Raw genomic sequence first — 23,555 nt, 5'->3', positions numbered from 1 at the left:
AAACTCACGTATTTAATTCCCAGTTATAGATTGCTGCAATCAAGTTGAAGCGAATTGCAAATCTTTTACGTCTATTTCTGTAGCGATCGGCTATAATTTTAAATCACTTAAGGAGGCCAATGACGTTTTCATTGACAACTCTTTCTCTGGATAAACTTTGGTTTGTTCTTTTATCCTCTTGAGTTAAAGGCTTTTTCTTACTTTTTTTCTTAGGTCTTGGGTTTGGGCATGTAGCTTTGTTAATCCTTGATATCCTGAATCGGTTAACACTCTTATTTGTGGATTGATTTTAACTTGGGATTCTTTGAATAGCCTAAAATCATGCTTTTTGCCATTACCCTATGAAGTACAAATTACTTTTTTACTCTTCTTATCGACTACAACTTGGGTCTTTAGGGTATGTTTTTTCTTTTTCCCTGAATAATAGCGCTTTTGTTTTTTTTAGGGCGCTCAATAGGCGTTTCTGTAGCATCAATTAAAATAACCTCATATTCCGTATCGCTTTTCAAAAGCTCTTTACGTCCCGGTAAAGCAAAATCTGGATGCTTGATTAACGTATCTTCAATCCATTTCACCGCTTTATAAGCTGAACTTTCACTGATTCCATAGCTTTGGCTAATATGGAAATAGGTCCTATATTCTCGCATATATTCCAAGGTCATTAGCAGCATGTCTTCTAAACGTAGTTTATATTTACGCCCGCCTTTAATCTTCTTGGCCGCATCGGCTTGCTGTAAAATTTGCACCATCTTATCAAAGGTACCACGCTTTACCCCTGTCAATCTGCGAAAGCGTTCATCATCTAATTTCTCTATCTTATCAAATTTCATGGTGCCTCCTTTAAATGTTGAGTCACCATTTTACTAAAGTTTACATTTTATTCCAGTTTCGAAAGAGGTCTAATATAATTTTGCACTTCCCGAAGATCATCGGGGTTTCGTTGTACACTAATCCCGACGCTAGCTGCTAGTATTTCTCCAATAGTTGCTTGAGTACCTTCGATTTTGCTCGAAAGAACAGCTTCACGGGTAATAAAGGGTCTCATTAATAGATGAGGATTGGGCAATTTGCCTCCTTCTCGAGCCAATTTACCTAATAAAAAATCTGCTCGTGACAAAGCACTTACTATTTGGGTGGTCCACTTGAATGGGGGTGGTAGTGGATTTGGTACGAAAGCTTTATATCCACTTAAAGATTTTATAATTTGTCCGGCAGGTGATTGTAGTATGTCCATTCATTCCTCTGTGGCTATAGGGATACCCTAGCACTTATTATCGAAAATGTCAATATTCGCTAATAACAAAGATCTTTATAATCACCTTTGGGAATGAGACTGCTTGTTATTCTCGAATTATTTAATGTTCGATAATAAGGTCGATTCTTTTCATCGCTAGTACAAATAAGACCGTTTTCTGTTACCAAAATTTGTGGTAAGCTGCAACAGGAAGCAATTCCTTTTGGAGAGTGCCGAATTCACGCCAGGAAAAAGTGCGAAGACCGCGCCCATCTTCTCCGCCACTTAGGAGTTTATCAGACAGGGCAATAAACCTATTTTGCCAGCACTGCTACTGCAAACACATTTATTTTTCTTGCTATCGCCTATAATTTACCCATCTAGGAGCCACATTCATTACCCCCTTAAAAATTTTCCCCTCTATCGTGCCTTAAGCTTGAGTAGCATCTTCACTAAAATTTTAGGCTTAATTAAAAGGGTTTCCAAGGACATGCCATTAAATACAACGATCTAAGAGCATTAGATTGCTTTAATCGCCTTTAAATATTTTTTTTCAACTTAGCTGTACATAACCTAAGCCCAGCATTCATATCGCCATCACTCTTTGGGTGTTTTTTCTTCTAGTGATCATTCCCCCTTAGAAGATCCACAATCTTCTGTAGATTCAACTATTTAGGCTAAAAAAAGAAATAATTCCTGCAGCAAATCGGCAAATTCTCACCATGAAAAGTGCGGAGAGGGCTCCCTGCCTTCATTCTTTCTCCACAAATAAAGCCGTATTGGTACTTCTAGATATTCATCCCTCTATAAAGCCAAAGTGCTTGTCGTGTGTACGTACCGCATCTCCATGCTCCAAGGCCTGCGAGGCAATCCACATATCATGTGTTGGGATAGGTCCACCCTTGCTTTTAAGAGTACAATAGATTTGCGAAAAAAAGGAGGGGTATCAGGTGTAATAGGATACACTCTTATTTTGGAAGATTCTAATAATCTCTGTAATTCCATCTTATTTTCGTTGGCTCTGCTATCTCCATCAAATCCTGCTATCACCTCTCCAATCACGATAAGACTTATGGCTATCCCTTCGACATGCTGGACAATTTCAATTATTGCTGCCTCATTTCTTTTAAAGGATGCTTAAGTATGGGTATCAAACAGAATAGGTGGAGGGCTAACGCTCTTTATAAAACTTTTCAAAAGATTTTATATGCTCATCAAATGCTTACTTAACGGCTCCATGTGCCGGCAAGATGATCTAGATCATGAAAAATAACCTTTTTCGTGGGGAGGGCAATACTGGGACCTTGTGCGATGATCTGCAAAATTAACGAATTGATACTGATTTTTTGTTTTTGTTGCTTCTCTTTTCAGCAACGCCACAACTGCAGAAGCAATATTTCTACGGTTGAAATTCGATGACGACATACGCTACCTTCAGGCAATATCGTCATCCTACCAATTGTAATATCGCCTAAATTTTTATCTCAACCTACCATTCCTTCTTTAAAACAGTGATCCTAAAATAACTTTTTTATTCTCTAAGAGAAAAAAAGGAATAATTTTTTCAGCTTATCTTCGCAGGTTCCTTATATAAAAGTGTGAAGATCGTTGTATGTTTTACGCCTTATCTTGTGCATTTGTCCAGCTATTCCTTACTCTTTAAGCAGGATCTCCCTAATGCTTGCTCTCTTCACTGTTTTTAACTTACTCATCTGTTACTAAAAATCTTATTTAAAAGGTGTTAGGAAAGCAAGTGCGCACGGATTGATTGTGCTCTAACACATCTATTTTTAAATCCACATATTGATCTTTACGTTTAATCAATAACCAATTTTTATCTTTCTCTTTTTTCCATTGCTGCAAGACAAAACCGCCTTTTAATTTATGGCCATACAACTCTATCTCTAAGTGGCCCTTTTCTAAACCTTTTAAGCAAGCATTCTCAATATCCTTTTTGGCCTTTAATCCCGCTAAAGTGTAAATCCCTTCATCCCAAAGAACCACTTCTCCTGCTCCATAATTCCCTGGAGGGATAACTCCTTCAAAATGACGATAAGCTAAGGGGTGGTCTTCTACACGAATAGCTAAGCGTTTGTTGTAAGGATTAAGGGAAGGGCCCTTGGGGATAGCCCAACTTATAAGCACGCCTTGACATTCGACTCTAAAATCATAATGTAAATGAGAAGCGGCATGTTTTTGTATACAAAAAATGGGCAAACCGCAAGAAGGGTCTAGAGATAGCTCTGGCACAGGGGCAAGAGGTTTTTTTAATGTCTTTTTTTGCTGATAAGCTTTTAATATCATTCTATTCTCGCTTAACGATTAAACTTTTTCGGCCAATTACCTGAGTTTATTTTTAATTAATCCTCATTAAGTGATTAAAAAGGTAAAGCTCATTAGCTTTAATTAAACCTTTTTTCTGTGGACTTTTGCTCATTATTTCTCCCTCTCTCTTAATATGTGTGTAGCCGTTTAAATATTATTAAGGCTGTAAAATCAAAGAATGAGCCATAAGTTTAAGAGCTTTAAATTTTTTAAAGGGAATATATCAAGTTAGAGGTGGAGAAATTAAGGATAATCACAAGATAGGCAGCTGCAGCTATTTCTTAAAAAACTTTTAAGAGCACTAATGCCTAAAGCCCTAAATAAATCTTTCTTTATCCCTTAAATTTTAATTTTTAGATAAATCATTTATCATTAATTAAGATTTTACCGAGATATTAAAAGTCGGTATTTTTTAAAACATTTTTCCGCGCCTAACATGTCGTACTCCCGAAAGCATGCTAAGCATGCTTTCGGAATAACCTCTTGATTGGTTATTTGGAGGCCTGCTTATTTATCCCTGAAGTAAACATGGAACCTTCAGCAAGCTTGGTCAGCTTTTTGTCGGTACTGGCCTCTTCTTGCAAGGTCTCATCCAAAAGGTTTACTACCTCGTCTAAACTCAGCCATGCCGCATGGGCTTTTGCCGTCCCGTAACCAGCAATTTCATAGTGCTCGATTTTTTGGGCTGCACCGATCAGACCAGCATCTTTTAGATCGTCAGGAGCATGAATTTTCATAATCTCCTCGCCCTCTGCAATCATACCTTTCATAGCCTTGCAAACGGTAGTATAACTAGCTTCTGCATCTAAGTAGGATAAAGCAATTTCTAATCGCTTAACCTGCTGTTTAGTTTCCTGCAAATGCTTTTCAAAAGCTGCTTTTAGCTCAGGATGAGAAGCGGCTTTTTGCATGAGGGGCAAGGCTTCCACCATCTGCATTTCCCCACTTAAAAGGTCTTGTAACTCATAGACAAGTAGATCTTCCATACTAGTAAGCTTCATATTTACCTCCCTAAGTGTGTGCTTTCATTTTTCCATTTACTTAATTCTTTTTCTGCTTGGTCTTTTTTATAACCATAGTTTTTTTCCAAGCTACCTAACATTTGCTCCCAGCTTCCATCAATCCTCAAAAGATCATCATCAGTCAATTTGCCCCATTTTTCCTTAATTTTCCCTTTGAGCTCATGCCAACTACCCTCGAAAAATTCTTTATTCATTTTTTCTCCTGTATAGTTAAAGGTTTAATCAGATTTTATTAAGTTAGGCTGGATTTACGGCTTTTATCCGTAATTACTTTTAGAAGAATTTTTTTTGCTAGTGAACGATGTGTTGCAGATTTACGTGCTGTATTTTTCTTTTGCGCTTTCATGAGACTCCTTTTATTAACCTTATAGAGGTTAATTTTAATAGTTTTCTTATGTTTCGAATATTTTCATCCGAAAGGCGACAAAATTTTAAGCCCTACTTAAGTGTACTCAAATAGGGTAGACGTAATTTAAATATGGCAAATGTGATCTTGAAGGTCAACATTATTTTAAGCAATTTTACGAATTTTTTAAAGCATGACAGCTTTTCTAGGAAAAAAGGTAAAAATATACTGCTCACTTTAGTGAAAGTGAAGAATCATTAGACCTCTTTCGAAACTCACGTATTTAATTCCCAGTTATAGATCGCTGCAATCAAGTTGAAGCGAAGTGCAAATCTTTTACGTCTATTTCTGTAGCGATCGGCTATAATTTTAAATCGCTTAAGGAGGCCAATGACGTTTTCATTGGCAACTCTTTCTCTGGATAAACTTTGGTTTGTTCTTTTATCCTCTTGAGTTAAAGGCTTCTTCTTACTTTTTTTCTTGGGCATCTGGGTTTGGGCATGTAGCTTTGTTAATCCTTGATATCCTGAATCGGTTAACACTCTTATTTGTGGATTAATTTTAACCTGAGATTCTTTGAATAGCCTAAAATCATGCTTTTTGCCATTGCCAAATGTGGTACAAATTACTTTTTTACTCTTCTTATCGACTACAACTTGGGTCTTTAGGGTATGTTTTTTCTTTTTCCCTGAATAATAGCGCTTTTGTTTTTTTTAGGGCGCTCAATAGGCGTTTCTGTAGCATCAATTAAAATAACCTCATATTCCGTATCGCTTTTCAAAAGCTCTTTACGTCCCGGTAAAGCAAAATCTGGATGCTTGATTAACGTATCTTCAATCCATTTCACCGCTTTATAAGCTGAACTTTCACTGATTCCATAGCTTTGGCTAATATGGAAATAGGTCCTATATTCTCGCATATATTCCAAGGTCATTAGCAGCATGTCTTCTAAACGTAGTTTATATTTACGCCCGCCTTTAATCTTCTTGGCCGCATCGGCTTGCTGTAAAATTTGCACCATCTTATCAAAGGTACCACGCTTTACCCCTGTCAATCTGCGAAATCGTTCATCATCTAATTTCTCTATCTTATCAAATTTCATGGTGCCTCCTTTAAATGTTGAGTCACCATTTTACTAAAATTTACATTTTATTCCAGTTTCGAAAGAGGTCTATTTTTATTTATTCTTTCCCTTTTTTTGAAAAAAGATTGTGTTTTGAATCTGTTTTTGGCAAGATATTTGCTCCAGGAAGAGTGGCAGAGTGGCTGAATGCGTCTGTCTCGAAAACAGATTTACTCGTAAGGGTAACGGGGGTTCAAATCCCTCCTCTTCCGATTTATTTTTTAACCCCCTACAAGTGATTATTTGTGATAGCAATCATTTTTTCCATCCATCGTTTTTTGAAAAAGATTTTTTAGATTCCCGCGCACGATAGAATCAATGGGCTGCCCCTCTTCAGGAGTATCAATATACAAATGATTAAGGGTCGCCTTAAAAAAAGTTGAAAAGTATAACACGGCCGGCTCTAAGCATTTTTAAATGGGATAGAAAAATAAGAGATGAATAAGGCCACCTTTTGGCTTACTCTTAGCTTTCTTGTCTGTTTATCAAAACCCAGATAAATTTAGAGCTTATAGTCATTAAAAATTGTATTCCTTGACAATTTTTGCTTATTAATTAATAGGGTTTTCTCTCCTTTTGATACAAAGGAAGAAGCGCTATTTTAGCCTGACGGATTTATATAAATAAAGGAAAGGTGTTGGCCCGAGTTTAGCCTCATTTCTTTGGAAAAGCCGTTTATTGAATATAAAGATAAAGCTGGCGATAAAAAGAGTTTAAATCAATAAGAGCATACTCTTTTTGTTTGATGTGTATTTCCATTTTTTTACATATTTCACAAGCCATGAAGCGACCATAAAAGCCTGCACTGCCTGCTATTTTGTGGACAATGAATTGTAATTCTTCCCAAGCAGGCTGATGGGAATTATTTTTGATTAGCTTTTCTATTATGCCTAATTTTTCATAGCTAGAGATCTCATAGGCCTTCATTAGCTGCTCTGGAATTTCTGCTACCCAGTCGCCTTTAAGTTTCTCGTAAGCTTCAAGCTGGCATAACTGAGCTAAGAGATAACGAGCTTCTTCAGAACTCATCATCTTTCCTGCTATATAACGTACTTTTTGAGTTGCTTTAAGCTCCTGCAATAATGAAACAGTAGGCAAATCATCATATGCTAAAGAAAAGGAAAGTTGATCAACCGTAGCTAGGTGATCGCAGTGAGAGGAATTGAAAATACAGGCATACGAGCTTTGATCCCTCATTCTTTCTTGTGCCTGGTCAAACGTCATTACTCCACTTACGCGCACCCCTAAAGCTTCCCCCTCTCTTTTTATAAAATTACAAAAGTTTTTATCTTGATCGACACATAAAACCTGCATGAATACTTTCCTTACAATTTAGCTTATATATTGTGTTAAAAGAAAGATTAGTTTGAGCTTTATCTTTTCTATTTTTAAAGCTTGCTCGCTGGCTCCCCTGCAGCTTATATGGCCGCTCAATCCGCCACTAATTGGCTGCTTGAATGATGGTTTTAAGCTTCATGCTAAAACTGAGGTTTTCTTGACAGCCTCTCTCCCCAAACAAGCTCTATAACTTTGGGGTGGGCTGCGGCAGTAAAGCACAAGATCTATTTGACAATTAACATTCTTATAACATAAAATGCATCTATTAATTTTTTGATTTAAGTATTATGTATGAAAGCCTCATTGAATAAACCTGTTTTCCCACTGATTCCAGGTTATTCTTCATTCTTTTCCTCCCTTTTTCTTAGCTTGTTACGCTAAAAAACTTAATTTTTCTTGCCAATGGTATGAAATTAAGGAAAATCATTTAAAAGATTAGAAAATTTGCTGACCAAGGAACTTTTTATATGTCGCAACCGCAAACAACCACCTGGAAAAGTCAGTCGGGATACGTATGGTCCTTAATAGGATCAGCGGTAGGCTTTGCCAATATTTTAAGCTTTAGTGCCCAAGTTTACAAAAATGGAGGAGGCGCATTTTTAGTCCCCTACGTCCTTGCTGTTTTTATATTAGGCGTTCCCATGCTCATGCTAGAAGGCCTTATTGGTTATACTTGGAAGCTGCCTATTGTCTCTGCTTATAATAAAGTATTAGGGAAAAAAGGAAAAGTGCTCGGCTGGCTCTCTGTGGTTGCTTGCTTAACAATAGGCGCCTTTTATATTGTCTTAACGGCTTATTCTGCAGCCTATACCTATTTTGCTGCCTCTAAACAGATCCCTTCTGACTCTAAGTCATTTTTTTTTCAAGAATTCTTAAAGACGACTGAAAGCATTCATCAATTAGGGCCTTTATCTTTTCCTGTCTTAATCGCTACAGTATCCATGTGCCTATTAACTTATCTTGTTATGATAAGAAATGTTAGAGATGGGATTGAAAAAATATGTACCTTATTCATGCCTTTACTAGCTTTTATCATGACAGCATTTGCCATTACTACTATGTTTCTTCCAGGAGGATTAGATGCTTTAAGACATTATCTATCCCCTGATTTCTCTCGATTAAATGACCCTACGCTTTGGCGTGATGTGTTTGGCCAGCTGTTTTTTAGCCTTTCTTTAGGTCTAGGAATTATTGTAGGCTACTCCCGTCATACTGATCAAAAAACGAATATAGCCCAGGCAATGTTTTGGGTAACCTTAGGAGACTTTGCTGTCTCATTCATTTCCGGCTTAGCAATTTTTGGATGCCTAGCCCACATCAGCCATATACAAAAGGTTCCATTTGAGCAAATTCTTTCCTCAGAGTCTACCTTTGAAATTGGTTTTATCTTATTTCCAAAAATCTTGCAATCTTTTGGTGAACATTGGGCTCAGATAGTAGGTACAATCTTTTTCTTCTGCATTTTCATAGCTGGCATTACGGGAGTATTTTCTATAGCAGAAAGCATTGTAGGCAATGTAGAAAAAGAATTTACGCTATCACGTAAAAAAGCTGTCACTGTCACTATGTCGGCACTTCTTGGCATGGCGGTCCTCTTTTGTTTTGGTAATGCCTCGCATATTATCGATGCCCTTGCCCCCATGGTTTTAGGCATCAATATGTTGATTGGAGGGATAGCCCTCATTATTACTTTCCAATATGCTTGCCCTGCTTTGCGAGAAGATGCTATTTGGTATAATGGCTCTCAAGCTAACTTCTTTTCTGTATCACTACGCTATGTAGGCCCTCTGCTGCTCACTATCATTTTACTTAGCAATCTATGGCATGAATTCCATACTCTTGACTTATCATCTTGCATTCGCTGGCTCTGGTTCACGATTGCCTTGATAGGCTCTGTGCTTATGGCTTATCAAAAGAAATATCAGCCTACACATGCATAAAGGGAATAAGCATAGAAGAAACCCAGGGCTTTACATTCCGTGCTAAGAGCAACATCTTTAACCTATCGCCTTTGCATGAAACTCTAACAGGTGTTGAATCGTTTAGGCTATTTGGAAAAAACGCTTACTATGCCAGCTTACACAGCTTTGTCTAAGTAAGTTATTCAGATACATAGTTGCTAACGTAAGAGCCATTAGGCAAAAATATTTTTCCTTAGGACTCTTACATTGAAATGCTTCTAGGATAGCTGCTACTAAGATATAAGCGGCATAACAATTTTTAGGAAGTTTATCCTCGCTTTGGATTTCTTACGTGAGGAGTCTAATAGTATTAATGTGATTTAGAGTTCTTTATTGAGTATATGATTACGTAAAGAGCTGCTCAAAAGTATAAGATTACTCTTTTGGGACTGCTTAGTGTTACACCCGCCCGATTATAGCTTGAAAAGTATCGTAAAACTGATTGGCTTAAATAAAAAAAATTGGGTAGCAGGATGGAGTTATCCACAGAAAAATGAAATGATTGTCACTTTTTAAACAAATATATTTTAAAAAGGGACAAAAAGCCTGGAAATTGAAGTTGCCCACCCATTATTAGAAGACTTTTAATCCAGAAATATCTGCCATCGAATAAATAAATTAAAAGATTTTCCAAGCCCTTGTCATTTAAATTTAACGTACAATAGGAAAACCTACAACAGCAAGTCTTAAGTTAAATTAATTCCTATTGTACGATGGCAAAGGAGCTTAGCTAAATTATTTTTCAATAGGCTAGCTTACTTAGAAGTCTTCTTTCCCTTAGGGGCTTCTTCAACCGATGGATTTAAATAATCTACATCCGTGGGAAATTCGTCATAATTCACATCAGTCACGTATTTACTATAATTTTGCGTAAGCTTACGAGTAGTCTGCGAAGAACTTTCTTGAAGAACAAGCTTTAATGCTTGCAGGTTGTTAACTTTACGATTAGTAACAGCTAAAGGGGCATAACGCTCTACAACACGAGAGGCAGCTCCTCGAGATTCTATAGCAGTACTACGGAATACGGACCCTGTTATGCTAGTCATACATTTTCTCCTTAGAAAACATGTTTTTAATATAAATTATTAATTCCTTATTTGGCTGTCTTTTATCCAGAAGAGAGATTTATCTTTTTAGCTTAAGGAATTAAAAAGCATAAGTATTTAAACTTTTTGCTTAATTTAACCATAAGTCATTGTTATCAAAAAATCAACTTTATTCTCTTCTCTGCATCATTTACAATAAATTCAAAACAGAACAATTTTTAAAAAATCAATCTTAATAAATGCCTTGCTAAACATTAGCGCAGCTGTAAACGAGCACGGGGTATACCAAGCTTTGGATGCGATTCTGCAGGCATCTACAAAGTCAAAAATGCTTGCAAATAGCTTTCATTTCAATTTAGCGTACTTTTTGATTTTCATTAAATCCTTAACTTCAAAAGATTAAGAAGCCCTACCCGTGACCGCTTACGATAGCTTTAATTCTTTTTAGTGCTTTACTGAAGCTACAACTATTCTTGCATAAGGGTCAAATTCTCTCCTTACTCCTGCAATATTTTTATCTACCTGAATTACATCCATACGCTTGAGGCCATGCATACTCATTAAATTATCAATTTGTACAGAAGTAAAAGCTGTTTGGACATGGTGGCCCTCTTTACGTTTCACTACCGTTAAAAACATATCTCCTACTTTTTCTTTAGCCAGAGAAAAGCTTTTACTTCCTGCCATTCTCTTTATATTTTCATCATATGTTGTATAATTGAATATAAATAAATCATTTTCTTTCATCAATCGAGAAGTGGATTTAAAGAATGCAAGCATATCTTGAGGCTCAATAGCAGATAAAAACCTTATGGCTATTATAGCTTTGTTTCTTTCATGGGAACATTCAAATAGTTTTTTTAAAGCAAGATCTGCTTTTTCATGCATAAATTTTATATGATCTGCTTGCACCACATAGCGATTAAAAAGGTTTGCTAGCTGGATTCCTGGGTGAATATCTATTCCCGTATAATCATGTATGTTTACACCTTCTTTAGCTAAGTGAAGATTGAAGAGAAAAGCATCATTATGACACATGCCTCCTACTTCGATAATGGAGGGAGGCATAGGGTATTTCATGTGCAGAATAGCTTTAGAGAGCTGATCTGCAATATAGGCAGCTGAAGGAGAAGAATATGTATGACTAGAACCTGTCAATGCTTCAAACTGGACAATTTTATAATTAGCCCAACGATTTTTTTCACCTGGCTGAGGTTGCACGGGCTCAGGAAAAAAATATTTTAATAATTCTAGTACATACTCAACATCCTCTTGACTATTTTTAAAGATAGGAAGACCCTTTTTTTCAAAAAAATCTAATCGATCTTTGTCCTCTAAATTTTTTAGAAGAATTCCCGTTAAGTCTTCATAATAATTTTCTGGTTTTTTGTCTTCTTTATAATAATTAATAAGCCGCTCTTGCCACCTTCCAGGTAGCCGTGTCGTAAAAGAGCGAGTATATGAATAGCTCATAGATATTTTACGCCTTAGAAATGAAGAGTAAGAAAAATCACTAAGTAAACTAGTACTAGAGGGCCCTATAATTTTTAAATATGAAGAAGGAACGGTTATATTCCCTTTTTTTAATGAATCAGGCTTTATTAAACTTAACGGTAAAGCTCGATTGCTTAATGAGCGAATTGGATAATGACTAGGAAAAGAAACTGTATTCATTTGTATTTTACGCCTTTAAAATTATTAGTTGAAAACTACCCTTGTAACTTTCTTTTTTAGATCTAAACTTTTAAGAAAAGAAGAAGAAATGATGTAATTTAATTAAATCGCTATATTTTTCTGCTTAACTTTAAAATTTGATTTATTTTTAAAATTAAATGATAGATAATACCTTCTTTATAATATATAATCAACCATAATTTTTCTTACTGTCTTATGTGGCTATTTATATTTGACTGGATATCAAATGGATAGAGAAAGTTAAGGACAAAAAAGTCTTTATTGTTTTTTAACCACATTCCGCAAGTTAATTTCCCTTGTCATCTAATTTCTGCCAAAGAGAACTAAAACAAGTAAAACATGTCTCATGGTAGGGTCTAAACTAAGGATTAATTCTTGTATGCTTTCATGTAAAAGACCTAAGGTAAAAGCCAATCCATTAATTATCATTAACTTGACGTTTTTCCTCTGATCATAATCGCTCTGGGATTTGAAGAGACCATATGGACTATCATCCTCCTTCATGTAATTTTGTTACCTATTGCAAAAACAATTTTAAGATGATCAAGACCCGTGCTACTCTACTTTTCCATCGTGTATGTTCTTACTTTCTTTGCTTTGAAAAGAACAAAATTAGCCTTTTCTAAAAAAATTTGAAGCAATTTCCAGTCTCAATAAAATAATATCAGGGAAGCGCTACAACCTGCCGAATGTGGGATTGCGGCCATATCCGTAGTATAAAAAGACTTTTTAAATAAAGCAGAATCTTTGAAAAAGAGGCGCACGGTGCTTAAAAAGTCCCGGCGCCTAGGTTTATTCACGATCTGAATTTGAGTTCTACATGATTAATAAGGAAAAGACAAAAGCAAAAAGAGAAACCGATTCGATAATACCGATAGCGGCAAAGCATTTACCAAATAAGGAAGGCTCTTTTAAAGTAGCTTGAATGCCTGTCGCGCAAACTTTACCTTGATAAATAGCGGAAAGCATGATGGCACCACCAGCACTTAGTCCAATAAATACCGCTGATAAGGGAGAAAGTGTCCCTTCTTGAATAGCTCTGCTCATTAGCAGCATCTCCAAAAAACCGTAGATACATTGAGAGGAAGGAGCAGCAGACATACCAATAAACTTACCGTGTCCTTCTTCTGTTCGGCTCATCGCCGCATGAGAAGCAGCGCCTGCAATATAACAGCCAATACAACTGCCAATCAAACTAAGTCCAAGAGCTATTGCAGGTCCTGCCATGCTAAAATCCATGATAATTCTCCTAATTGATGATTGAAAATGTTAATCTTTATCTTTGCTTATAAGGCGTAAAGGATTGAATTTTTTGCCGCCACCCTCGAATGAATAGTGATACCACTCAAGAAAATTAAGACGTAAGCCATGAATGACACCTCCCATAATGCTTAAAACAATATTAGTCGCATGTCCGAGTATAAAGAGAACTGCACCTATGGCAAAGAAAGTAGCACTGGCAAATTCATTAATGGTAGAGCTAACCATTGCTCCTGCTAAGCCAAGAGCGTAAATACGTAAATAAGACATCGCATCGGCAAAAATTTGGATAACGGTCATAGGCTCAAGAAAACCTTTCCAACGATGTTGGCATAGGCCTAAAATAAAGGCTACCAATACTCCTCCGCCGACAAGATAGAGTCCTCCTTCTCCCACTAATTTGGGCACGCCAAATGCAAAATGAATAATTGAGGTAGCATTCAGGTAATGAGGAATATACAGATAAGCGCCAAGCATAAATATTACCCATCCTATAGCACTCCAATTACGATCTAGATATCTAAGGAGGGAAAGAATGATATGAATGACTCCGACCATTAAAGCCATCTCGAAAAGAATATTATCGTAGAATCTAAAATACATCGGGTGCTCAACTTTTCCTTTCTTGATTACCGTGGCATTATCAAAAAATTCTGTGGGTGTTTTAGATTCTTTTAATTTAGGAATTTCTTGGACAAATTCTTCATATACATCATCTTTATGATAAAAATGATACTCCCCTTTTTTTTCTACCAGCCGATGGATTAAAGATATCTTTCTGATAGGACTGTTAATATCTAGATGAATGCCAAAATATGAAGCCGTCAAGGCACCCCAAGCCATACATGCTACACTTAGGATGAGAGCAAGCTTCCATATGCGATGCCCTAAGCCTTTCAAATTGGCATATTTATAACGGATGAATAAGGCCATCAGTAAAAAGATCAAACCATACCCCGCATCGCCTACAATCATCGCAAAAAAGACGGTAAATGATGTTAAAACCCACCAAGAGGGATCTTTGTCAGTAGAGGAAGGTGTGTCATAAATATCAACTAGATCTTCTCCAATCTTTTCATACCCTGTATTCTCAAGGTAGGTGGGAATAATTTCGCCTGGCTCTATAGCGACTTGTTCGATATGCACATCCGTTGTTTCGGCCAATAGCCTTAAATCAGCTCTTTTATCTACAGGAATCCATCCTGTAACAGCAAATAAAAAGCCTTCCAAAGGCTCCGAGGAATAGCTTGCCGCCGCCTGAAGATGATAGCTATTAAATCTGAATAGTAGAACGCGATGTAAAAAACTGTTATATTTAGCATAATCCTTGAGGCGATGTTCAACGTTGCGGATCTCTTTTTTAAGGAAAACTAAACGTTTTTTTAATTGGCTTGCCGTATGAGGAATCTGCATCTCACTCAAACCGTCATACTGAAGCGGCTCTTTGCTGATAGAGATAAAGTAATCTAGGCCATGATGATTACTATTAATAACAATCAGCTCTTGCGGAAGATCCTCGCGTTCTGCGGTTCCAGTTTTAGCAGCGAAAAATTGTATAGTTCGTTTTCCTTCTCTTTCAATAAAAGCTATATCCTCATGGGAAAAATCTCCAAACGCTTCAACACGTATAATTTCAAGATGGGTCAGCCTTTCCTCTTCAGTAAGCTTAATTAATTCCTGATTTAACTGAAGGATCTCGTTAACCCAATTATCAGCAAGCTCATATTCTTCTACTTCCTCCTGTTCCATTAAAGGCAAGCCGCGTAAGATCTTTATAGCAGCTAGCGTCTCTTGAATAGAAGAGGGAAGCTCTTGTGTGCCTGAAGGATGAGGATTAATAAAATGAATAAGCCCAGCTTTTTGAGCTTCCTCAAAAAAATAAGCCCGCTGCTCTTCTAGACCGACAATAAGAAACTTTTCTAGGTCAACTCTCATAGCTGTTCTCCTGCTTGAAGAGCTCTTTGTTCTAATAAATGCTTTTTATGGCCCTCAATTTTAGATTTAGCCACTTTAGCACGCGATACGGCAGCAAGCAGTTGATCTCCCAGAAATACTTTGATTTTTTTGATATTACTAAGAGCTCGTGGGATAAGGATTTTTTCAAAAAGGTTTACACGAATAGCGACTTCACGTAATTCATTTTCTAAGGCGGCTTTCTTTTCCTGGGCAATATCAATTTTTACCTGAGCCTCTGCTAAGCCGCGCACACCGAGCACTACTCCATCTAACCAAGGTGGGGTGTCAAATAAAGAGTAATGAAAATCAGCAAAATCAATCCTTTCAAAATAAGGGACTTCCACTCCAGCAATATTTTCATAATGCTTATGGATGGCCAGTATATTTGCAGCACCCATTGGGTCAATTTCTGACTTATCAGACAAGAGCTCTGCATAGCTTTTAACTTCGAGGCGCAATGAATGATAGTGATGTTCTAATTTCAAAATTTCAGAACGCGCTTCATTGACTTCAATTTGTAGCATGGCTTTTTTAAGCTGGAGCGTAGGCAAGTATTTTTGTAACTGCGCTAGCTTATTTTGCTGCATTCTAAGTTCGTTTTTCGTTAACTTAAATTCGGCCAACTTTCACTCCTACATTATTTAAGCATCTATCCCAGCAGATTCGATAGCCCACAATCCAAACACGTTAATAAATTAACGAGCAAAAAAAGAAGGTCACAACATTTTTAACCGTTTAAGTTGCATTGTTGTAAATAATTTTGCCAGCTAATTTTACTCCCTTCTTTCTGCCTTTATCCTACCTCTGTCCCTACATTAGAAGGCCAATATTTGGTCACTAAAGCTTGTTTAATACCGATTTCCTCGGATTTGAAACATTCAGCTAGAATACGCCATCCTAAGTCCAAAGCTTCTTCGATAGTAAGATTAACTTCTAATTTCATCATACGCTCTTCAAATAACTGCGCATAATGAATCAGCTGCTCATCCCAATGAGAGAGCTTAAAACCCATGCCTTGACGCTCTTTAGCTTTCTTAGATTCTGCGTAAAGCCGAATCATGCCATTGGCTAGATCCCCATGATCTTCTCGAGTCACATGGCCAATCACTAGCTGCTTTAAGCGAGAGAGTGAGCCAAAGGGATCAATTTGACGATTATGAAGATAAAACTGGCCTTCAGTAATATAGCCCGTATTGTCAGGTACTGGATGAGTCACATCATCTCCAGGCATTGTGGTAACTCCTACAATAGTGATAGAGCCACTCCCTTCAATTAAGACAGCTTTTTCATATCGAGAAGCTAAATCAGAATATAAGGAGCCTGGGTAGCCTCTATTTGAAGGAACTTGGTCCATGGTGATGGCTATTTCTTTAATCGAATCTGCAAAAGAAGTCATGTCTGTTAGCAAAACTAGAACATGTTTGCCCTCAATAGCAAACCTTTCAGCGCAAGCGAGAGCCATATCTGGTACAAGCAAACACTCTACCGCCGGATCTGTAGCCCGATGGATAAACATAACGGTTTTATTTAACGAACCTGAAGCCTCAGCATTATCAATAAAGGCTTGATAATCTTTAAATGTAAGCCCCATGCCCCCTAAAATCACGACGTCTGCATCGGTTTGATTAGCAATGCGCATTAAAAGAGGATTATAAGGTTCGCCTGCCACTGAAAAAATGGGTATTTTTTGGGATTTAACTAAGCAGTTAAAGACGTCGATCATGGGGATGTTAGTACGTACCATTTGACGAGGGACGATTCTCTTGACAGGATTAAATGAGGGAGTACCAATGTTGATACTTTCACCAAAAATTTCTGGGCCTCCATCAATGGGAAGGCCAGAACCACCTAATCGACGTCCTAAAAGAGCATCACCAAAAGCTGCTTGCATCTGACGTTTTAAAAAAATCACTTTATCCTGAGTAGAAATACCGCGCGTATTTTGGAAGACTTGTAAGGTCACCCGCTCTCCCTCAATCCTTAAGACGGAAGCATAGACGCTACGCCCATCTTGCAAGTCAATTCGGGCTAACTCTCCTAAGCTGACATCCGTCGCGATAAGAGTAATCAGATTTCCCCGCATGTCATTAATTCTTTCATAGACTTTTTTCATCTCAGCTGACCTTTTAGTTTGCTTTTTCAATAAGTTGCTCAATACGGGCAAATGTTTCACGATAGTGGCTTGAAGTTGTCGACATAAAATTCATATTTTTTATCTGGTTCTGAAGGCTGATAAAATATTGGCGTGCCTCATGATGAGTAGTAAATCTAAAGGGCTTGCCAAAAATTTTGTTGATTAATTTAAAAGTAGCAATCTGCCTTTTGAGAGGAGAATAAGCATCTTCTTTATCAAAAGCATTTTGTTGTAAATAAGCAAAATCATAAAGTTCGGCCTTAAGGAAGATTACCATGTCTTCAATCGCGGTGCCCTCCTCGCCGACTACTTCCATACGCTTACCAATTTCATAGCCTTTGCGTAAGATCATCTCCGCTGTCTGGACCATCTCTCCCCACCCTTCACATTCCTCGTCAAGTTCCTGACTTACTTGATCGATATACTTAGACCAAGAGATCAAAGGATCAATCGCTGGATATCTTCGAGAATCAGAACGTTCCCTTGAGAGACCTAAAAACGCTCCTACAACCGCTAAAGTTGCTTGGGTTACAGGTTCTTCAAAGTTACCTCCTGCGGGTGATACAGCTCCTCCAATAGTGACTGAACCTTGCTTTCCATTTTTTAAAGAGACAGCTCCTGAGCGCTCATAAAAATCAGCAATACGAGAGGCTAAATAGGCAGGGAAGGCCTCTTCGCCAGGAATCTCTTCAAGCCGTCCAGACATCTCTCTTAGAGCTTGCGCCCAGCGAGAAGTAGAATCAGCTAACAGAAGAATATCTAAGCCCATTTGACGATAATATTCAGCAATGGTAATACCCATATAGATTGATGATTCGCGTGCCGCAACAGGCATGGAAGAAGTATTACATATAATTACTGTACGAGTCATTAAAGTTTGATCGGTATGGGGATCGATTAAATGAGGAAACTCTCGCAAAATTTCTACCACTTCGCCTGCACGTTCCCCGCAGGCTACCAAAACAACGATGTCTACGGAAGAAAATTTTGAAAGGTGATGCTGAAGTACTGTCTTACCTGCTCCAAATGGCCCTGGGCTGCAAAAAGTGCCTCCTTTCATCAAAGGAAATTGTGTATCAATAATTCTTAAGCCCGTGTCCATCATTTTAGAAGGTTTAATCTTTTCACCCTCAAACAGTGAATTTTTAATCGGCCATTTTTGTACCATTGTAAACTGATGCTCATGGCCGTTTTCATCCGTTGCCTTAGCTACTACAGTATCAATACAGTAAGTCCCTGGCTTAATGACCCAAGTGATTTTATATTTTCCAAAATGGGAAAAAGGTAACATGATATGATGCTTGAAACGCTCTTCAATAGTGGTGCCTAGGGTATCTCCTCTTGTTAGAACATCGCCTATCTTAGCTACAGGTAGATATTCCCAATGACGTTGCCTATCCAAGGCAGGAAGATAGACTCCCCTTGATAAAAAAAAGCCTGCTACATCTGCCACATTTTCCAAAGGATTTTGAAGACCATCTAAAATAGAGGTTAACAGGCCAGGGCCCAACTCAGCTTCAAGCAGCTCTCCCATGAATCTAACAGGAGTGCCATATTCAATTCCCATCGTATCTTCATACACTTGAACTTTAGCTTCGTTTCCAATAATTTCAATTACCTCTGCCTTAAGCTCAATGCCCTGCACCTGAACCATAGCTATCTCGCCCTGACGAATATGACCTTCAAATTGCACCTGCAGTAAGTTGCCAAATGCTTTAACAACTTTTCCTTTACTCGAGCTTATTTTTTCTTGTTCTACTGTTGTATTAGCGGTCATAGTTTTCCTTTAATGATAGTATCCACAATTTGTAATCCCTGTTCTTTGTCTAAAGCACTCCACTTCTCAACGAGAATAAAGCTAGCTAGATAAGCTAATATGCTATCAAAGGAAAAGACATTTAAGCTTCTTATCTTTTCAAGGGTTTTTAAACGATATTCATTTAATGCTTTTTGTAAAGCTAAAGGAGTATTATATTTCTCATCCAGAATGGCTTTTAATTCCTCAAAACCCGCTGGAGGCTCAAATGTTTTAGAATCTTTTTGAGAAATTAATTGCACCACTATATCTTCCTCGAGATTTTCAAATTGAAGCTCTTTAGCCATATCGCGTTCTAATCTTTTTGCTCTATAGGCGGTTAGAATGAGTCGTAAGTTTCTCTCAAAACTAAGGTAACTTTTTAGAAAGCCTTGAGTGCTTGCCACCTCTTCTCTGAAAAAAGCTGCCATAAGCTGCGGAAAATGATCAATACGAGCTTCTTTGCTCTCATAGCGCTCTAAATATTCCATCATATAAGAAGGAAATAAAGCCGCCTCATCTACTATGGTTTCTTCTAGCTCGTTCAAGTCTAGGTTACCATATTTATCGATAGGTTCTTTTTTTAGATAAGAACGAATATTAAGGAGATCATAATAACGCCTTAAAACTTGGGTTTGGGCATAGTCAGCTTCAGACAGATTATCCACTAGTAATCTTTGCAAATCTCTCCAACTTATGTCAGGCTTTTCACCTAAATGAAGAGGAGGTAATAAAGTTCCTACAAAATAGTATTGACGATTCATAGCGCTTAACTACCAAAAAAGAATTTGCGAAAGTCTTTACGTACATAACGTGAGATTAAATCTTTCAAAGTTTCATCACTCATATCGATTGTTAAGCTTTTGTCAATGAATTTTATTCTTACTCCGCCTTTAAAGTCTCCTACCACCACACTTTGATCTTTCAAGCGCTTAAGGATACCATCAGCTAGTAAATCATTGACTTCTTGAGTAGAGACAGTATGCGGCACAACGACCGACAAATCTCCGGCTAGTCCTTCCTTCTCTATGGCTTTTATCAAAGCAGCAATTAGATCAGCGATCACTCGGGGGTTAATCGTTGACTGATTAAGTAGCGTATTGAGTTGATCATTAAAAAGATTATGCTCGATTGCTTGCTTGAGGGCTTCTAAAGATTGCTTAGAGGCTTGTTGTAGAGATGAATGGAATACATGGCGTTCTTGTTCAAGAGTTTTACGTCCAGCCTGAATTAAAGTTTCCACATGTTTTTCGGCTTCTTCAATGATATGATCAGCTTTTTGCTCAGCTTCTTGGATGATTTTTTTAGCTTCTTCTTTTGCAGGTTCTAAAATCTCGCTTCTTAATTGCTCGGAAATTTTTTTTATTTTATCTTGACCTTTTTCTAGTGTCTTCATTGTACTCATCCTCTAGCGGTGTTATCTCTCATTATATAAATCTGACAGCTTTAAAAAATAAAGATGCCAAAGGGGAAAAGAGCCATTGTTATTCGGAATGTTATTTTGCTTACTTAGATTTTTTCAAGACATTTTGCTCGCTAAAAATATATCTGCCATGGTAATAAATTATCTAGTTTCTCCTACTTAAGGACCTATGAAAAAATTATATAAATTTTTACACTCTATTTCTTTAATAGGTTTGAGTCTAACTTTACTTAGCCGATTAGAGGCCGTTGAAGAATTGGTCTCTTCAAGAATAGGCCGCAGTTCTGACTCCCCTAGTATAGCTATTTTCATTCCACCCAAGGGATGGCTGACAGCGGACCAAGAGGCTTTATCTTCGCATATCAAATATATGGTAGTTGGGCCTAAAGTGCAAAATGAAATGCCTCCAACCATGAATTTAATGATTGAACCTTATAATGGCACACTTAAGGATTACTTGAAAAGTGTAAAGAGAATTAATGAGGCGCATGGAGATAGTTGGAAAGACTTGGGGATGTTAAAAACAAAAGCAGGCGAGGCTAGTTTATCGCAAGTCGAAATGCGCTCAAAATGGGGCGGAGAAAAACTTATGCATGCTATTATTGTCAGAAACAAGTGCGCTTATGTCCTGACTGCGACTGCAGCTAAAAATGAATTCGGCAGGTTTTATCAGGAGTTTTACAAAGCCTTACGCTCCTTACAGATCTATGATGACATTTTAGATGTTGTAAAAGATCCTATGAAAAAAGCCCATCTTGAAAGTACTTTTGCAAAAATTCAAAAGGCTTTCGATGCGGCTTTAGCTAAGGCACAGGCTACACCCTCTTTTCTCTCTCAAGCTAACTGGAATGAGCAAATTTTTCACAACCCTGAGTTTCAGAGCAATCATTGGAGCCCATTTAAAACCATGCTAAAAAGCAATTATAATGAGCTCAGCAATGAAGAACAAAACGCTTTAATTGCAAACTATTACACTAAGCTACTGAATTAGAAGGAAAACAGCAAAAGAAAAAGAAGATTTTTAACTTTATATCTCTCTGATACACAAGGAGAAAAAAAATTTTTCCTCAAAAGCTAATATTAAAGGAAAGAAAAAAAATTGCAGAAAATGATTTTATATGCCATAACAGCATTGACGCATATATTTATAATTTTTAACACCAACACCAGGTACCAAAGGAGTACGTAAACATGAAAAAATTCAAAAAGATGATTGCCTTGACAACTCTGTTAGCGATATGTGGTTCTACTGTAGATATCAATGCTCAAGAATATGTTAGCAACGTGGGTGGAATTTGCTATGAAGAATCTCGCCAAGCCCATAGCTTAGCTCCAGCGATTGCACTTGGAACCATTGCAGCTGTTGCTATTATTGCTGTAGCAGTACAGAATAGAAGCCACGGACATGGACACGGCCACGCGCATTAATTTACATCGTAATGCATGAAATAATACGACCATGCAAAAAGATTACAAAGAAAGGGGCCCGTCTAGCCCTTTTCTTGCTCGTTTTACTCTCCTCCTGTTCAACATCTATGAGGAAGTGGAAGCTTAAATGCAATAAAGCCTCCTCTTGCGAATTTACAGGATCACGTTTATACCTTCCTCCTGAGAACGAATTTTCTGAAGTAGAGGTAGATATCATTAAAACCTCTCGGGAAAAGTTAATCTACCTTAATGCTAAAGGTTTAGAATTTCAAGCTGAACAAAAAGACTCGTCTGAACACGCTATTCTTCCCGTCGCTATTCATGTGGATGATCAAGAGCACTGCTATTCGGCCTTTCTTCTCCAAGGTAACCAGCGTATTTTATTACCAGAAAAGGCCTGTTCATTAATCATCTCCTCACTTCTTGATCATAAAAAAGTAACAATATTTGTATCCAATCGATCGACCGTACTTACCAACGAGCATTTTATAGCCCATTACAGCAAGCTAACTTAGTTCAACATGATTTAAAGGGTGTTTCTTGCTTAAACAAGATTTTGAGAGCCTTTTTTCTCCTAGTTAATATGATTTCTTTACGCATAAATCATTGTAAAGCTGTTAATTTCTTGCAAAGTTTGCTATGAAACCAATCAAGCTAGATAACCAACAAGGCCGTCTTTTTAAATCCCGCTTTAGTGATGAACTTAATCCAGATCATCCTCTTATCCAGCTATCCAAATTGATTGGATGGAAGCAGCTAAAAGAGAAGAAAAAAGGCTGAATAACTATTTAGGAAGGCTAATACGCGATTTTGAAAGAAAGACAGAAGAGCAAACCTTTGAGCCAGAAAGTTTTTTTTAGAAACTATCAGGCGTATTTATGCTCAACAAAGAAATGATTCTCGTAAAGTGTACAGCCTGCATGAGCCTCATGTAGAATGTATTGCTAAAGGCAAAGTGGAAAAAAATATGAATTTGGCTGCAAAGCTTTGCTAGTCATTACTCATCAAGAAGGGCTAGCTTTAGATGTTAGAACCATCCATGGCAACCCATACAATGGGCACACCCTTGAAGAAGCCATTAAAAAAGCTTACAACAACAACGGCAACTCCTCTTTGATCAGAACTCTATTTTTTGCTTTGCTTTAGAAACAATTAAATAAATCCTTCAATTTTCCTTGTTCACTTTTTTCATCTAGCTAGTGTCGTAGTTGATCCAAGTAAAAGTTCATTTAGCAATTTTCTTTCAAAAGAAAACACTTTCTATATTTTTTACTCCACATACTTAAAGCTCCGAGGCTTCCCAGGGAAATACAAAGGATCTACAGAGTACGTTTTCTTGCATGAGACCTCTAATTCTACCAAGAGCACAAATAGTATTTAGACAATTTTTCTTTCCATAAATTATTATAATAAAAGTTTCACAATTTCTGTAAATTTGCTTCCTTTCAAACTCTAACTAGCTAATTTAG

At 37.3% G+C, this 23,555-nt stretch carries 24 protein-coding genes, 1 tRNA gene and 1 pseudogene; 8 read left to right on the top strand and 18 right to left on the bottom strand.

From position 1 onward, the window contains the following. Positions 1-4: 4 nt before the first annotated feature. Both TY21_RS02255 and TY21_RS11800 read right to left on the bottom strand, forming a co-directional pair. Positions 5-830, bottom strand: a pseudogene (locus TY21_RS02255) (IS5 family transposase). A gap of 47 nt (positions 831-877) precedes the next feature. Next, entirely contained in the window at positions 878-1,066 is a 189-nt protein-coding gene (locus TY21_RS11800; RefSeq protein WP_368668644.1) for a Fic/DOC family N-terminal domain-containing protein, read from the bottom strand. A 1-nt stretch (position 1,067) separates the two neighbouring features. Between TY21_RS11800 and TY21_RS11395 the strand changes: the two genes are divergently transcribed. Further along, positions 1,068-1,265: a hypothetical protein gene (locus TY21_RS11395; RefSeq protein ID WP_232044386.1), complete on the top strand. Its 198-nt coding sequence runs from the start codon at positions 1,068-1,070 to the stop codon at positions 1,263-1,265. A 1,229-nt stretch (positions 1,266-2,494) separates the two neighbouring features. On the opposite strand, the gene TY21_RS10940 is transcribed toward TY21_RS11395, so the two are convergent. The 5 genes from TY21_RS10940 to TY21_RS02230 form a co-directional block, all read right to left on the bottom strand. Next, complete coding sequence (locus TY21_RS10940) at positions 2,495-2,659, bottom strand: hypothetical protein (protein WP_158623005.1); 165 nt, start codon at positions 2,657-2,659, stop codon at positions 2,495-2,497. A gap of 306 nt (positions 2,660-2,965) precedes the next feature. Then, complete coding sequence (locus TY21_RS02245) at positions 2,966-3,538, bottom strand: DNA polymerase ligase N-terminal domain-containing protein (protein ID WP_042244097.1); 573 nt, start codon at positions 3,536-3,538, stop codon at positions 2,966-2,968. 512 nt (positions 3,539-4,050) lie between these two features. After that, entirely contained in the window at positions 4,051-4,560 is a 510-nt protein-coding gene (locus tag TY21_RS02240; protein WP_042244095.1) for a ferritin-like domain-containing protein, read from the bottom strand. A 2-nt stretch (positions 4,561-4,562) separates the two neighbouring features. Next, positions 4,563-4,775 carry a CsbD family protein gene (locus tag TY21_RS02235; RefSeq protein ID WP_039385490.1) on the bottom strand — a complete coding sequence of 71 codons (213 nt, stop codon included), beginning with the start codon at positions 4,773-4,775 and terminating at the stop codon, positions 4,563-4,565. A 427-nt stretch (positions 4,776-5,202) separates the two neighbouring features. After that, a protein-coding gene (locus TY21_RS02230) for an IS5 family transposase (protein ID WP_232044385.1) occupies positions 5,203-6,029 on the bottom strand; the annotation gives its coding sequence in 2 pieces (ribosomal slippage) (positions 5,203-5,642 and positions 5,642-6,029; 828 coding nt in all). A 146-nt stretch (positions 6,030-6,175) separates the two neighbouring features. Between TY21_RS02230 and TY21_RS02225 the strand changes: the two genes are divergently transcribed. Next, positions 6,176-6,262, top strand: a tRNA-Ser gene (locus tag TY21_RS02225). 27 nt (positions 6,263-6,289) lie between these two features. Here TY21_RS02225 and TY21_RS11390 read toward each other — a convergent pair. Next, the gene (locus TY21_RS11390; RefSeq protein ID WP_232044384.1) at positions 6,290-6,445 is read right to left on the bottom strand and encodes a hypothetical protein; all 156 of its coding nucleotides are present in this window, start codon (positions 6,443-6,445) and stop codon (positions 6,290-6,292) included. Positions 6,446-6,725: 280 nt separating this feature from the next. Continuing rightward, entirely contained in the window at positions 6,726-7,364 is a 639-nt protein-coding gene (locus TY21_RS02220) for a phosphorelay protein (protein ID WP_042244090.1), read from the bottom strand. Between the two features lie 491 nt (positions 7,365-7,855). On the opposite strand from TY21_RS02220, the gene TY21_RS02215 reads away from it, so the two are divergent. Next, positions 7,856-9,328 carry a sodium-dependent transporter gene (locus TY21_RS02215; RefSeq protein WP_042244088.1) on the top strand — a complete coding sequence of 491 codons (1,473 nt, stop codon included), beginning with the start codon at positions 7,856-7,858 and terminating at the stop codon, positions 9,326-9,328. A gap of 776 nt (positions 9,329-10,104) precedes the next feature. Here the strand turns inward: TY21_RS02215 and TY21_RS02210 are convergent. From TY21_RS02210 to TY21_RS02170, 9 genes are all read right to left on the bottom strand, one after another. Next, positions 10,105-10,395, bottom strand: coding sequence for a hypothetical protein (locus tag TY21_RS02210; RefSeq protein WP_039385495.1), 291 nt, complete (start codon positions 10,393-10,395; stop codon positions 10,105-10,107). Between the two features lie 444 nt (positions 10,396-10,839). Next, positions 10,840-11,868 carry a hypothetical protein gene (locus tag TY21_RS02205; RefSeq protein WP_130589491.1) on the bottom strand — a complete coding sequence of 343 codons (1,029 nt, stop codon included), beginning with the start codon at positions 11,866-11,868 and terminating at the stop codon, positions 10,840-10,842. A 1,038-nt stretch (positions 11,869-12,906) separates the two neighbouring features. Further along, positions 12,907-13,332: an ATP synthase subunit C gene (locus TY21_RS02200; RefSeq protein WP_042244083.1), complete on the bottom strand. Its 426-nt coding sequence runs from the start codon at positions 13,330-13,332 to the stop codon at positions 12,907-12,909. A gap of 27 nt (positions 13,333-13,359) precedes the next feature. Then, complete coding sequence (locus TY21_RS02195) at positions 13,360-15,285, bottom strand: ATP synthase subunit I (protein ID WP_042244081.1); 1,926 nt, start codon at positions 15,283-15,285, stop codon at positions 13,360-13,362. Continuing rightward, positions 15,282-15,929 carry a V-type ATP synthase subunit D gene (locus TY21_RS02190; RefSeq protein WP_052354679.1) on the bottom strand — a complete coding sequence of 216 codons (648 nt, stop codon included), beginning with the start codon at positions 15,927-15,929 and terminating at the stop codon, positions 15,282-15,284. The genes TY21_RS02195 and TY21_RS02190 overlap by 4 nt, the downstream gene beginning before the upstream one ends. Before the next feature lie 170 nt (positions 15,930-16,099). Further along, entirely contained in the window at positions 16,100-17,419 is a 1,320-nt protein-coding gene (locus TY21_RS02185; RefSeq protein WP_042244111.1) for a V-type ATP synthase subunit B, read from the bottom strand. 13 nt (positions 17,420-17,432) lie between these two features. Next, a complete protein-coding gene (locus tag TY21_RS02180; RefSeq protein ID WP_042244079.1) occupies positions 17,433-19,217 on the bottom strand; it encodes a V-type ATP synthase subunit A in 1,785 nt (594 codons plus the stop codon). After that, positions 19,214-19,999: a DUF2764 family protein gene (locus TY21_RS02175; RefSeq protein ID WP_042244077.1), complete on the bottom strand. Its 786-nt coding sequence runs from the start codon at positions 19,997-19,999 to the stop codon at positions 19,214-19,216. The genes TY21_RS02180 and TY21_RS02175 overlap by 4 nt, the downstream gene beginning before the upstream one ends. A gap of 5 nt (positions 20,000-20,004) precedes the next feature. Next, positions 20,005-20,631 (bottom strand): ATP synthase subunit E, encoded by a 627-nt coding sequence (locus TY21_RS02170; protein ID WP_042244075.1) that lies wholly within the window; start codon positions 20,629-20,631, stop codon positions 20,005-20,007. A 415-nt stretch (positions 20,632-21,046) separates the two neighbouring features. Between TY21_RS02170 and TY21_RS02165 the strand changes: the two genes are divergently transcribed. From TY21_RS02165 to TY21_RS10930, 5 genes are all read left to right on the top strand, one after another. Next, complete coding sequence (locus TY21_RS02165; protein WP_130589490.1) at positions 21,047-21,649, top strand: hypothetical protein; 603 nt, start codon at positions 21,047-21,049, stop codon at positions 21,647-21,649. 200 nt (positions 21,650-21,849) lie between these two features. Then, a complete protein-coding gene (locus TY21_RS02160) occupies positions 21,850-22,086 on the top strand; it encodes a hypothetical protein (protein WP_039385512.1) in 237 nt (78 codons plus the stop codon). 107 nt (positions 22,087-22,193) lie between these two features. Further along, positions 22,194-22,601 carry a hypothetical protein gene (locus tag TY21_RS02155; RefSeq protein WP_042244073.1) on the top strand — a complete coding sequence of 136 codons (408 nt, stop codon included), beginning with the start codon at positions 22,194-22,196 and terminating at the stop codon, positions 22,599-22,601. 124 nt (positions 22,602-22,725) lie between these two features. Further along, a complete protein-coding gene (locus TY21_RS10935) occupies positions 22,726-22,866 on the top strand; it encodes a hypothetical protein (protein WP_158623004.1) in 141 nt (46 codons plus the stop codon). Between the two features lie 207 nt (positions 22,867-23,073). After that, positions 23,074-23,232 carry a hypothetical protein gene (locus tag TY21_RS10930; RefSeq protein WP_158623003.1) on the top strand — a complete coding sequence of 53 codons (159 nt, stop codon included), beginning with the start codon at positions 23,074-23,076 and terminating at the stop codon, positions 23,230-23,232. The last annotated feature ends 323 nt before the right edge of the window (positions 23,233-23,555 follow it).

Origin of the sequence: Neochlamydia sp. S13, from assembly GCF_000648235.2 — a bacterium.
Lineage (GTDB): Bacteria > Chlamydiota > Chlamydiia > Chlamydiales > Parachlamydiaceae > Neochlamydia.
The sequence above is the reverse complement of the archived record's forward strand: the minus strand, read 5'-3'. Positions and strand labels throughout refer to the sequence as shown.